This window comes from Pseudoalteromonas sp. 2CM28B (genome assembly GCF_023161935.1).
Map to the genome: position 1 here is coordinate 77,526 of NZ_JALNTH010000023.1, position 11,923 is coordinate 89,448.

Genomic DNA, 11,923 nt, shown 5'->3' on the forward strand with positions numbered 1-11,923 from the left:
TCTTACTCTTTACTTTGATTTTTAATACAGTTTAGTGCGTTTTTTTCCATATTGACGATGCCATAAGCAAGCGCATCGAGTTGCTGTGTGCTTAGCCCGCTGTATAGCTGGCTTTTAATATCAATGAGTTTTTCGTTTAGCGACTGTAAAATTGCCCCACCTTGCTCGGTAAAGTAGATTTTTTTACTGCGTTTATCGTGCTCATCAACTTTACGGGTAATTAATAGCTGCTCTTCTAATTGCTTTAATGTGCGAGTAAGCGAGGGCATTTCTATTCCTAAACTCTGCGCAAGCTCAAGCTGTGTTATGCCCTCGCCCAACATATTTATATGGGTTAGCGCCGTCCAACGCGATTGCGTAAGCCCTAAAGGTTCTACAGCTAAAGTGATGGCCTCACGGCACAGCCTATGAACCCGCCCCATGTTACCAATAATGGTTAAATCGAGCGTTTCGTGAAAAGGTTTTTGAGTAGTCATAACCACCTCAAATTAGTTAGCATGCTAAGTATTTTAGCATTAGTTAGCGTGCTAAGTAAATATTGAGGGGGGTTGCAAATAAAAAAGCCCCAATACTGGGGCTAAATAAACTTGTGGATTTAAAAATTAAGGAGGTTAGCAGGGGAGTACTGATCGGTAAGCACTTTTGTATTGGCAGGCCAATCTTGCTTGTTTTTGGTGCTTTGCATATAGGTACTAATTGCTTTTAAATCTACATCGTATTTTTTTAAACGCGGGTTAAGTGCTTTAATACGCTGATTAATTTGCGCCTCAGTAGGCATAGAGTTTACACCCGCTAAAATAATACGGTTAGAGCGATTAGCACGGCTTACGTTAATAAAATCGCCAAACACGGCGTGGTAAGTTGCCGACTCATGTTCGTATAATTTACTGCTCGAAAACGTATTAGCGGCAATCACACCGCCCTCGGCCAATACGCTTTTTACCTCTTCAAAAAACTCTTTGGTGAGTAAGTGCTCAGGAATATAATCGCCGTTAAACGCATCAAGAATAATCCAATCGTACTTTTGCTTTTTAATGGCTGCGCGCTTTATAAATATACGCCCGTCTTGCACGCTTGAGGTGACCGCATCGTTTTCTATAAAGTTAAAATAGTTACGGGCTACTTTTAAAACGGCGGGATCTATTTCAACATTATGAATTTTAGCTGCAGGGTAAAGCTCATGAATGACATTAGAAAGCGTACCGCCACCTAGGCCAATAATAAGCACATTTTTAGGGTTGTCGGTTACTAAAAGGCTGGCAAACGTAAGTTTAGTATAGTTAAAAACCAGTTTGTCGGGGTTGTTTTTGTACATACAGCTTTGGCTGGTTTGGCTACTTTTTGTATTAAACTTTAAGCAGCGTAGGTCATGTGTTTCATCAACAATAATATTGCGATATAAAGAACGCTCCTCATGCACTACATTACTGTGCGCCGCAACCGAAAACAGTACCGCTAAAAATAATAAACAGTTACGCATGGGCAAGCTCCTTATTACCAGCAAGGCTATTAACAGTAATTGCCAGCACACCTAACAGGCCCAAGGTTAACGCAAAGGCACTTATAATGGTGTTTACATCAAACGCCAGTACAAAGTAAAACGAGGTAATAATAGTCCCTAAGGCGCTACCCAACGTGCTTACAAAATATAAAATACCCGCAACTTGGCCACTTTTATGGCTGTCGGTGACTAATAAACGCACTGAGTAAGGCGAGATCATGCCTAAAATAACGGTAGGAATAAAAAACAAAGCCGTAGAGGCAAGTAACGAGCCGTAGCGTGTATCTTCAATGTGGGTAAAAATAAATTCCATTATTGGCTGCGAAAAAAGCGCAATAGGCACCACCATAATACTGGCGGTTAAAAATATTAAGCCATATTTTGTAAGCGATGCATTTTTAGTACTTAGCTTACCGCCGAGTAAATACCCAAAAGAAAGGCTAAGCATAAATACGGTAATTATGCTGCCCCAAATGTGCACACTACTGCCAAAAAAAGGCGCTAAAATACGCCCGCCTAATAGCTCAATACCCATAATGCAAAAGCCACTGCAAAAGGCTAAAAAATAAATTAACGCGTTTGTTTTTATACTCATGTAATTATCGTTATGTAACCTAAAGAGATCTCCATACTAACGTGATGACTCGGCAGTCGCTAGTGCATTAATTAATCGCTCTGTGATTTTTTAAAAAGTTGTTTTGTTATAAAGTAACACATGTTAAACTTGTTGTTATAATATAACACCTTCGATTTCCCTATTATCATGAAGTATTCTTTAATTTATTTAGCCTGCTTAGGCATAAGTGCGCAAACAGTGGCGCAAGAGCAAAACGACGAAATTGAAAAAATATCGGTTACTTATAAACAAGCATACCGTGGCGATATTCCTCAAAAGCAAATGCCGCAATCTATTGTAAGTGTTAGCAGTGCTGCGCTTGATAAAAAAGGCATTACTAAATTACAAGACGCGCTCGATTTTTCGGCCAGTATTTCGCGTAAAAATAACAGTGGCGCATTATGGGATAGCTTTTCTATTCGGGGCCTTTCGGGTAACGAAAACATGCCATCGGGCTATTTAATTAATGGCTTTAGCGGTGGGCGTGGTTTTAGCGGCCCGCGTGATGTATCTAACATTGATTACATTGAAGTACTAAAAGGCCCTGGCTCAGCACTTTATGGGCGCTCAGAGCCCGGCGGTACTGTAAATATAGTGACTAAAAAGCCACAGTTTGAGCCGCAAGGTGAGCTAAAACTAAGCTTAGGCAGCAACAGTTTTAATCGCGTTGAAGGCGATTACACAAACGGCATTAACGACACCACCGCGTTTAGAATAAATGGCGCGTGGCAAGATAGCGACAGCTACCGCGATGAGGTGTACACCAATAAAAAGGTAGTTACGCCGTCTATTTATCATCAAATAAACGCATCAACCAGTGTGACTTATGAGTTTGAATACGTAGATTTAGCGCAGTTATTTGACCGTGGTGTTGTCGTACTCGATAACGATTTTGACACCGTACCAAGCTCGCGTTATTTAGGTAACCCAAACGATGGCGACACGCAGGTGTATTCACGCGGGCACCAAATTACTTTAAATCACGATATTAACGATGAATGGTCGTTAGTGGCCGGTGCAAACTACCGCAGCTCTACGTTAACGGGGTTTTCGTCAGATGCTGAGCTTTCGCCATCGCGCCAATCGCTATTTGATGATGGCCGCACACTTACTCGCCAGCAGCGTTATCGCGACTACGAAGTAGAAGATTTAAGTGTAAAGTTTGAGCTAAGCGGCAGTGTAGACACAGCCGGTATTACGCATCATTTATTAATAGGTGCCGATGCATACAAGTACGATTTACGTACAGCGCTTTCTCGCTATCGAGGCGGTAACGGCACTTATACCGTTGATATTTTTGAGCCAAATTACGATGTAGAACGCCCAACAGTAAGCCTGCTTTACGAAAACGACGAAGAGCAAAAGGCGTACGGTATTTATGTTCAAGACCAAATGGATATTACCGACAAATTTAAGCTATTAGTGGGCCTAAGGTTTGACAGCGTAGACCAAGATATTTTAGAAACCAACAGCGGCGTGTTTTCGACCAGCTCTGAAAGCCAAGTAAGCCCTCGTGTTGGCGTAGTGTACGAGCTAAATAACGCAATCACTTTTTACAGCAGTTACTCAGAAGGCTTTTTACCACTGAGCGGCACAGATGCAAGCGGCGACCCCTTTGGCTTTGAATACAGTGACTCGTTTGAGGTTGGCGCTAAGTTTGAATACTTAGGCATAAACGGTACTGTGGCATTTTTTGATGCGTCTAAAAGTAACATGTTAGTGGCAGACCCTGTAAACGTTGGTTTTTCAGCGCCTATTGGTAAAGCCGATAGTAAAGGGTTTGAGCTTGATTTAAACACCTATATTACTGATGCAACGGCGTTTAACTTATCGTACGCCTACATAGACGCCACCACTGCAAACGACATTATAAATGCAGATTGGGGCGTGCCAATTGAAAAAGGCAGCCCGCTGGTTAATGTACCAAAAAATAACTTAAACCTTACGCTTAGCCACCAAACAGCGTTAATGGGTAAAGAGCTTGAGTTTGGTGCAAGCTACCAATACACCAACAGCCGTTTAGGTGATGCCGCCGATTTAAGCTTTAGGTTACCGAGCTACCAATTAGTAGGCGTGTTTGGCAACGTTAACTTAACCGAGCAAACCGAGCTTAATATAAGTGTTAATAACATTTTTGATGAAGATTACGCCGAAAGCAGCTACAACGCTTTATGGGTTTACCCAGGTGCGCCAACTCAATTTAAAATGTCGTTAGCGTATAATTTTTAATAGCTAGCAAATTAAAGTTTTCATCCTAAAGCGTCTTAATGTAGTGGTTAAGGCGCTTTATATTTTTAAGCCCTTTTTTATAAAGAATGCATAAGTTTATTAAGCCAACCATCGGCCTTTGAAGGTTTGTATATCATTACAATGCTTTCACTGTAGTGACTGTTAACCCCCTTTACAGTTAATTTTGTAAGCCCTAAATCATCAATCACAAAGTTAGGTAAATACGCCAACGCCAAGCCACTTTGAACCACCTCTATTAATGCACTGTAATCGCTACATCTAAATACAATATTACGCGGTGCAATATCATCTTGCCAGCCGTCGGAGCCTATACCTTGCTCGAGGCCGCACAGTGGTGAAAACAAAGGGCATGCAAAAGCAAGCTCTAGTAATTGGTTTTTATTAAGCGTTAAAGAGCCAGTTTGTACTAGCTGATGCCCAGCGGCCGCAGCCACACTAAACCCAGTATTAAATACATCAACCGCCACTAAATTAGTATGTGAGCTGTTATTTAATGCCTCGCGAGTTACTAGCGCAATATGCGCCGCGCCTGATGCAACTTGGCTTATGGCTTCACCTTCAAATACATTATTAATACGTACCGAACAGGGCAGGTTGCTCAGGGGGGTAAGTAACTTTTTAAGGCCACTTTTAAGTAAAATTGCAGGGCCTGCAATAACTGCATTAAATTTATGATTATCGCTTTTAAAGCGGCTAGTAAGCTGCTGGTAATTATGAACTAAATCGCTACTGTGCTTAACAAACTCTTTGCCTTTATCATTAAGTACTAAGGTTTTGCCCACACGATTAAACAGCTCTGTGGCTAAGTTTGCCTCAACCTTTTTTAGCGTTTTAGACAGCGCCCCTGGGGTAATATTAAAATGCTTAGCGGTTGTGTGCAGGTTTTGCGAACCCGCCATATGAATTACTTTTTCAATGTCATCTAAATGCATAGCGCCAAACCGTATTGATTAAAAGGAAACAACTAACAACTTATTATCGATTATTTATATATATAAATCAGCTTATAGTGACGTTATATTTATTTTTGAGCATTAACATGAAACACATACTGCTAATTTTTATTTTATTATCGAGTGCAGCGCACTCAAATACACCTCAACACAAATCACACAAAACCCACAGCTATAATGGCTTTCATGGCATGGCGCTTATATTAGCCGGCGATAAAGTACTTGCCAGCCACATGCCTTTATACGCCCCCCCACACAACTACCAAATAGTGTACGAAGTAACTACCAATGACACCCACCTTAAAATAATCAAAAAAGCACTAAACGAGTCACTAAAAAAACAAAGTCAGATCACCATTTTACCAACCAAATTTGATTTGAATTTATTAATAAATAAGCTGACACCCACTTTAAATACTACTGTGTTTAATGGCCATTTTGAGCGCGGAGGTAGGGCTTTGTTTTCGACAAAGCTGACCTTTAAAAATCCGTTATATGTAAAAAAGATCGCTATAACACAACCTGAAAAAGAAGAGTTTGATTTAATAAAGGTTTCAGCAGAGCAGGGGTTGGTGATTCATAAAATACAAAGTAAACCTAGCTATGACTCACTCAGTTTAGTAGCACTAACTAACGGAAAATATAATGGCAAATTAAAATGTGATGCGCCAGTAACCACAGCGCTTGCAAGTAAGCTAAAGGCCTGTTTTAAAAGCGCCCCAAGCTATTTAGAAACTCGCGATTTTGCAGTTAATTAAAAAATTTTAGCAGCGCTTTAGCTTAAAAAGCGCTGCTATATAGATTACTTAACGTTAAGAGCATATACATTTGCCAGAACGTATTCGCCGTTTAACAATTTTATTTGCGTTAAAATGCGTGAGTACGCATCGCCTTCAAATTCATCGAGCACATGCCAGTGATCTTTTAAATTAGTTGAGCTAAACACATAGCCATTTATCTCTTGGCCTGTTTCGTCTAATACCAGTGCAGGAAAGCCCATTTTGGCGCCCCAGCCCTCGTTAATTAAATTGCCAACCACACTGCCTTGCTCAAATGTACCGCCAATATTGGCAAGAATATGCTCGTTCGGGTGCCCTGGGCATAAGGTGCCATATACAAATAACGCTTCTAACACGTAAACTCCTAAATTAAGGCTAATGATTATGTTTAACTAAGCTAAAGCTTAACTAAATATGAAAAAAATCCCGAGTGAAACTTTACTTTTATAATGACACCCACCTTTATTTTTGCACTTTACGCAATAAGCATCTACTTTTTTAATTGGTTCATCAAAAGCTAGGTGCTAAATGGCTATTGCAAGAAAACGCCAAATCAGTTTGGCAGATACAAAATATTATCACTGTATTTCGCGCTGTGTACGTCATGCTTATTTATGCGGCGAGGATTCATTAACGGGTAAATCCTACGAACATCGAAGGGGCTGGGTAGAACAAAAACTATTTAGTCTCGCTAAAATATTTTGTATTGATATATGTGCTTATGCAGTTATGAGTAATCACACCCATATTGTGCTTTATGTTGATGATAAAAAAGCAAATAGGTTAAATGACAAAGCCATAGTGCTGCGCTGGCATAAGCTTTGTAAAGGCACACCCCTTACACAAAAATTTTTACAAGGTGAGGCGCTTAGCAATACAGAGCGATACTTTTTAAGCCAAACTATTATTCAATACAGAGAAAGGTTATCTAGCATTAGCTGGTTTATGCGCGTTTTAAACGAACACATTGCCCGAAAAGCTAATAAAGAAGATAAATGCACTGGCCGATTTTGGGAAGGGCGATTTAAATCACAAGCTCTTCTTGATGAGGCAGCCCTTGCAGCTTGCATGGCTTACGTTGATTTAAACCCAATAAGAGCAAAAGTAGCTAAAACCCCCGAGTGCTCAAACTTCACCAGCGTGCAAAAGCGTATTCAGGGCGCTAAAAATGCAAAGCAACCCAAACAACTTTTAAAATTTGCAGGTAAGCCCCGTAAATTTATGCCAAAAGGTTTACCGTTCGAGCTTAAATATTACCTCGAATTAGTTGAGCTCACAGGGCGCATTATTCGCGATAACAAACCAGGTTTTATTGAAAACACACAGCTCCCTTTATTAGAAAGAGTAAACATAGCACCAGAGAACTGGTTAAAACTCACTAAAGACTTTACCCGCGTATTTCACGGCGCTGTAGGTAAGCCGCAATCACATGTAAGTTACTGCGAGCATTTAAATAAAAAGCGACGAGTTAATTTTAGTAATTGCGAAAAGCTATTAGCCTAAAACCTCCTTAATAGTTTTAAAACTGCCTAGATGCAGGTTTAAGCATGCCTAAAATTAATAAATCATAAATATGCCAACCCAATAAATCTTAAATTTATCCATATTCCTGCACTTTTTATAATTACAGCTAATAAATCCTCATTAAAAGCTCTTAATTTAACTACTAATTACATATTTGAAGTGGGTATCATGTTAATTTTTTGAACTGCCAACTCAAAATTTATAGTGGGTGTCATTATAATTTTTTTTAAGCGGCGATCATGTCAGTAGCACCAGTACAAAAGAGCTTGGTTTTATCAAGCAAGGGAATATTTTAGGCCGTGTTATATTTCATATAAAACAGCCTCGCTACATAAAATAAAAGTAAGGCAATTTTGCCAGCAGCTTAATAAACTTTAGCTTGCTAATAAAAGCGGCTTGTAGGGCGGTTAGTGTGTTTAAGCTTGCTCGCTAAAATTGGCTTGGTATTTTTTGGTTAATATCAAAACAATAACGACCAGTAATAAAGGCACAAACGACGCCCATAAAACGGTGTGCCAACCGTACGCACTTAATAACCCACCTGATGAAAAAGAGCCTACCGCCATTAAGCCAAACACTATAAAGTCACTAAACGATTGAGCACGGTTTTTTTCTTCTGGCTTGTGCGTTTCTAGCACTAATGCGGATGCCCCTAAAAAGCCAAAGTTCCAACCTATGCCTAACAAAATTAATAGCGCGTAAAAGTGATATACACCTTCACCTAAAAAGCCTATAGCTGCTGAAATTGCAGTTAAAATAATACCAAAAACAGAAATACGAGCAGCCCCAAAACGTGCAATGAGCTTACCGGTAAAAAAGCTAGGTGCATACATAGCAATAACATGCCACTGCATTCCTAAGTTTGCTGACTCTTGGCTATGCCCGTGCATATGCATTGCCAAAGGTGCCGATGTCATTAAAAAGTTCATCACCATATACGATGCTGCACCACAAATAACCGCGCTTATAAATCGTGGTTGCAAAGCAATTGTTCTCAATGGTCTTCCTGAATATGCTTGATTTGCTAAAGGCTTAGCCAATTTAACGCCAAACAAAATAACACCAGCGAGAGCCGCGACAATGGCTTGCGTAATAAATGTGGCAGCAAACATTTTGTCTGACCACAGGTGCATGGTATGCGTAACTAACTGCGAGCCAATAACACCTGCAGCTACGCCACCGGCCATTACCATAGAAAGCGCTTGCGGGCGTTTATTTTCGGGCACGCCATCGGTTGCAGCAAACCGAAATGACAAAGCCACTGCCGCATAAGCGCCGCCCAATAGCGCAGACAAACAGTACAGCCAAAAGCTGTCTATATACAACGCAATAGTCGCTAATAGTCCGGTTAAAACACCCGCGCCAGTGCCTGCCATAAAGGCTGCACGCCGGCCATATTTTCGTGCTAATTCACCGGCGGGTAAAACACACAACGCCATTCCTAAAACAAAAATAGAAACAGGTAAAGTGGCTAAAAGTGCAGTAGGAGCAAGCAAGCTGCCCACTACCGCACCTGTTGCATATAGCACAACGCTATTAGCCCCAGAAAGTGCCTGGGCTAACATTAAACGCCATAAGTTAGCTGTTTGAACTTGAGGGTCGCTTTGCTCAAGCCTATCTGAGTCTATAGCGTTTAATTTTTCCATGATTTCACTTTCCTAAAAGTATTCAAGGCGCTTAAAAGCAATTTATGGTTGAGGTATTTAAATGTCTAACGCCACTAAAAAGCGCGATACCATGTTGTAAGCAGCAACCGTTGCTACCGCTTCTACTGTTTGCGTTTCGCCAAATAGTGCTTTTAAACGTTCAATAACGTCGCCATCAACATTTACTTTAGTGGTTGATTGCTCAGTAAGCTCAAGCAAAGCCAGCTCCTGCTCAGAGAATAACTCAGCATTTACTACCACACTTTTAAGAGCCGTTGCTTTTTCATCGCTACCGCCAGCCTGTATGTATGCAGGGTAGTGCACATTCCATTCAAAATCGGCTTTGTTTAATACCGCTACACGCAGCATAATAAGTTCGCGATACTCAAGCGATAAGCCAAAGTTTGCTCTAACGCACCCTAACAGCTCATTCCAGCCTTTAGCTAAAGGAAAGCTTTTTAGTAGTACTCTATCTATGCCTATTAGTTCACCGTTTGGACGACGACCTTGCATTTCGGCTAGTAGTTCGCCTGGGGCTTGCTCGCCATCTTGCCATGGCGTTACTCTTACTTGTGACATAATGTTTACTCCTAATTAAACGCCACTTTAGTCATTAAAGTGGCTAACATGGAGCGAAAGCTTACGGGGAATGAACGTACTTAACCACAGAGATTATCTTTTACCATGGTAAATATTTTCTTTACTGCTGTATTTTATCAAAGTACTCCTGAGCTTTAATCTCTTTTAGCCCGCGGGTTTTCTACCTCTTTAAACAGCCATTCTTTAAATGCGTGTATTCTTGGCAGTTCAGCACATTCGGGGCGGTAAATAACGTAATACGCCAAAGGCGATTCAAAATAAATATCAGGGAACAACCTGACTAATCGCCCTGCGGCTAGGTCATCTTTAGCCATTACACTGCGCGCTAAAGCCACACCGTGACCATCAATAGCTGATTGCAATACAGCCGCGGAGTTATTTATTTGAATGCTTTTAGTGGTTAAAGGGCCTGTTACTCCGGCTTTTTTTAACCACGCCGACCAAGACGGAAACCCCGTATGGTCGTCCATTGATTGATCGTGTATTAGGGTTTCGTTCAATAATTTATCTATGGTGTTTAAGCGGTTTGAGTCTTCTAAAAACTTAGGTGAGCATACCGGGTATACCTCTTCATCCATTAGTTTTTCTGCGCTCAAGCCTTGCCAAGTGCCTACACCAAAGCGTATGCCTATATCTATACGCTGCTCAATAAAATCAACAGGTTTTAAATTAGTATTTAAATTTACACTGGTTTGCGAGCATATCTCTTGAAAGAAATGCAACCTAGGTAATAACCACTTGGCGGCAAATGCGGGGCTTACTGCCACTGTTAACGCGCCACTTATGGCGTTGTCTTTTAAAATGTCTAGCCCTTGGGCAAGTTTATCAAAGCCTTCGCGTATTAGTGGCAGGGCACTTTGCGCGGTTTCGGTGGTTACTAGCCGTGTTTTACCTGAGCTCATTCTGTGAAACAGCGGCGTATCGAGCCACTCTTCTAATGTTTTTACCAGCTGCCCAACGGCTGCAGGCGTTACATTTAGCTCTTCAGCTGCCGCTGAAAAACTTTGGTGCCTTGCGCTTGCTTCAAACGCTTTTAATGCATTGAGGTGTATAGGTGATTTCATACGATAAACTTTTTCTTTATTGATGATTCAGATTATCTCGTTTGTTAAAGCAAGTAAATAAGTAAAAAATACCTCCCAAGCCAAACAGCAAGTTACTTGTTATTAGGCAACTCAATACTTTTTATTTATATAACAAATACAGCGCATAGTGGCGCTTGGAGAATTAATCATGACTAAGCAATTTTCAGGTAAAAAATTACTCGTTATTGGTGGTACTAGCGGAATGGGTTTTGAAACGGCTCGATTAATTTTAGAGCAAGGCGGCCAAGCTGTCATTGTTGGGCACCGTAAAGAAAAAGCCCAAGCAGCAAAAGAGCAGCTATCAGCTTTAGGCACTGTTGAGGTGTTAACCGCTGATTTAACCAGCGACGAAGGCGTGAAAAACTTAATTAACACACTTTCACAAGACCACGCAGATGTCGATTTACTGGTAAACGCCGCCGGTGTGTTTTTCCCTAAACCATTTTTAGAGCACGAAGCGGCTGATTACGATCAGTACATGCAAATTAACCGCGCACTATTTTTTATTACACAAAAAGTAGCCGCTAATTTAGTGGCAGCAAAACGCGCAGGCGCCATTGTAAATGTGGGTTCTATGTGGGGTAAGCAAGCTATTGCCGCTACACCATCGTCAGCGTATTCAATGGCTAAAGCGGGCTTACATGCGCTAACTCAACATTTAGCAATGGAATTAGCCGCGCACAACATTCGCGTTAATGCAGTATCGCCAGCGGTTGTACAAACGCCAATTTACGAAGGTTTTATTCCTAAAGCACAAGTAAACGATGCCCTACAAGGCTTTAACAGTTTCCACCCAATTGGCCGTGTAGGTACAAGCGAAGATGTCGCCAACACCATTGCGTTTTTACTCAGCGACAAAGCCGCTTGGGTCACAGGTGCTGTATGGGATGTTGACGGCGGTGTAATGGCTGGTCGTAATTAATACGTAATTTTAAAGCCCTCGATGGGCGCAAATTTATAGAGCAATAA

The 11,923-nt window shown here is 41.0% G+C and carries 12 protein-coding genes; 4 read left to right on the plus strand and 8 right to left on the minus strand.

Features of this window, described 5'->3' with window-relative positions; genetic code table 11:
• Positions 1-2: 2 nt before the first annotated feature.
• The 3 genes from MTN96_RS23955 to MTN96_RS23965 form a co-directional block, all read right to left on the minus strand.
• Positions 3-476, minus strand: a complete 474-nt coding sequence (locus MTN96_RS23955) for a MarR family transcriptional regulator (protein WP_054982034.1) — start codon at positions 474-476, stop codon at positions 3-5.
• A gap of 119 nt (positions 477-595) precedes the next feature.
• Positions 596-1,480: a spermidine synthase gene (locus MTN96_RS23960; RefSeq protein WP_248532904.1), complete on the minus strand. Its 885-nt coding sequence runs from the start codon at positions 1,478-1,480 to the stop codon at positions 596-598.
• Entirely contained in the window at positions 1,473-2,096 is a 624-nt protein-coding gene (locus tag MTN96_RS23965) for a fused MFS/spermidine synthase (RefSeq protein ID WP_004586267.1), read from the minus strand. The genes MTN96_RS23960 and MTN96_RS23965 overlap by 8 nt, the downstream gene beginning before the upstream one ends.
• A 168-nt stretch (positions 2,097-2,264) precedes the next feature.
• Here MTN96_RS23965 and MTN96_RS23970 point away from each other — a divergent pair, with 168 nt between their 5' ends.
• On the plus strand, positions 2,265-4,346 hold the full coding sequence (locus tag MTN96_RS23970; RefSeq protein ID WP_248532905.1) for a TonB-dependent siderophore receptor: 2,082 nt from the start codon (positions 2,265-2,267) through the stop codon (positions 4,344-4,346).
• A 77-nt stretch (positions 4,347-4,423) separates the two neighbouring features.
• On the opposite strand, the gene MTN96_RS23975 is transcribed toward MTN96_RS23970, so the two are convergent.
• Entirely contained in the window at positions 4,424-5,299 is an 876-nt protein-coding gene (locus tag MTN96_RS23975) for a LysR family transcriptional regulator (protein WP_096042634.1), read from the minus strand.
• A gap of 107 nt (positions 5,300-5,406) precedes the next feature.
• Between MTN96_RS23975 and MTN96_RS23980 the strand changes: the two genes are divergently transcribed.
• Positions 5,407-6,078 (plus strand): hypothetical protein, encoded by a 672-nt coding sequence (locus tag MTN96_RS23980; RefSeq protein ID WP_248532906.1) that lies wholly within the window; start codon positions 5,407-5,409, stop codon positions 6,076-6,078.
• Positions 6,079-6,122: 44 nt separating this feature from the next.
• Here MTN96_RS23980 and MTN96_RS23985 read toward each other — a convergent pair whose 3' ends face one another.
• Complete coding sequence (locus MTN96_RS23985) at positions 6,123-6,455, minus strand: gamma-glutamylcyclotransferase (protein ID WP_248532907.1); 333 nt, start codon at positions 6,453-6,455, stop codon at positions 6,123-6,125.
• Positions 6,456-6,627: 172 nt separating this feature from the next.
• Here MTN96_RS23985 and MTN96_RS23990 point away from each other — a divergent pair, with 172 nt between their 5' ends.
• Entirely contained in the window at positions 6,628-7,602 is a 975-nt protein-coding gene (locus MTN96_RS23990; protein WP_248532908.1) for a transposase, read from the plus strand.
• A gap of 437 nt (positions 7,603-8,039) precedes the next feature.
• On the opposite strand, the gene MTN96_RS23995 is transcribed toward MTN96_RS23990, so the two are convergent.
• The 3 genes from MTN96_RS23995 to gcvA all read right to left on the minus strand — a co-directional run bounded on the left by MTN96_RS23995 (position 8,040) and on the right by gcvA (position 10,933).
• Positions 8,040-9,269, minus strand: a complete 1,230-nt coding sequence (locus tag MTN96_RS23995; protein ID WP_248532909.1) for an MFS transporter — start codon at positions 9,267-9,269, stop codon at positions 8,040-8,042.
• A 57-nt stretch (positions 9,270-9,326) separates the two neighbouring features.
• Complete coding sequence (locus MTN96_RS24000; protein ID WP_248532910.1) at positions 9,327-9,848, minus strand: carboxymuconolactone decarboxylase family protein; 522 nt, start codon at positions 9,846-9,848, stop codon at positions 9,327-9,329.
• A 155-nt stretch (positions 9,849-10,003) separates the two neighbouring features.
• A complete protein-coding gene (gene gcvA, locus MTN96_RS24005; RefSeq protein WP_248532911.1) occupies positions 10,004-10,933 on the minus strand; it encodes a transcriptional regulator GcvA in 930 nt (309 codons plus the stop codon).
• A 169-nt stretch (positions 10,934-11,102) separates the two neighbouring features.
• Here gcvA and MTN96_RS24010 point away from each other — a divergent pair, with 169 nt between their 5' ends.
• Entirely contained in the window at positions 11,103-11,876 is a 774-nt protein-coding gene (locus MTN96_RS24010) for an SDR family NAD(P)-dependent oxidoreductase (protein ID WP_248532912.1), read from the plus strand.
• Positions 11,877-11,923: the final 47 nt, after the last annotated feature.

Bases quoted from the DNA above. Each gene is read 5' to 3' on its own strand.
- MTN96_RS24000 (WP_248532910.1), bottom strand. From the start codon at position 9,848: ATGTCACAAGTAAGAGTAACGCCATGGCAAGATGGCGAGCAAGCCCCA.
- MTN96_RS23990 (WP_248532908.1), top strand. From the start codon at position 6,628: ATGGCTATTGCAAGAAAACGCCAAATCAGTTTGGCAGATACAAAATAT.
- MTN96_RS24010 (WP_248532912.1), top strand. From the start codon at position 11,103: ATGACTAAGCAATTTTCAGGTAAAAAATTACTCGTTATTGGTGGTACT.
- MTN96_RS23980 (WP_248532906.1), top strand. From the start codon at position 5,407: ATGAAACACATACTGCTAATTTTTATTTTATTATCGAGTGCAGCGCAC.
- MTN96_RS23955 (WP_054982034.1), bottom strand. From the start codon at position 476: ATGACTACTCAAAAACCTTTTCACGAAACGCTCGATTTAACCATTATT.
- gcvA (WP_248532911.1), bottom strand. From the start codon at position 10,933: ATGAAATCACCTATACACCTCAATGCATTAAAAGCGTTTGAAGCAAGC.
- MTN96_RS23975 (WP_096042634.1), bottom strand. From the start codon at position 5,299: ATGCATTTAGATGACATTGAAAAAGTAATTCATATGGCGGGTTCGCAA.
- MTN96_RS23995 (WP_248532909.1), bottom strand. From the start codon at position 9,269: ATGGAAAAATTAAACGCTATAGACTCAGATAGGCTTGAGCAAAGCGAC.
- MTN96_RS23960 (WP_248532904.1), bottom strand. From the start codon at position 1,480: ATGCGTAACTGTTTATTATTTTTAGCGGTACTGTTTTCGGTTGCGGCG.
- MTN96_RS23970 (WP_248532905.1), top strand. From the start codon at position 2,265: ATGAAGTATTCTTTAATTTATTTAGCCTGCTTAGGCATAAGTGCGCAA.
- MTN96_RS23965 (WP_004586267.1), bottom strand. From the start codon at position 2,096: ATGAGTATAAAAACAAACGCGTTAATTTATTTTTTAGCCTTTTGCAGT.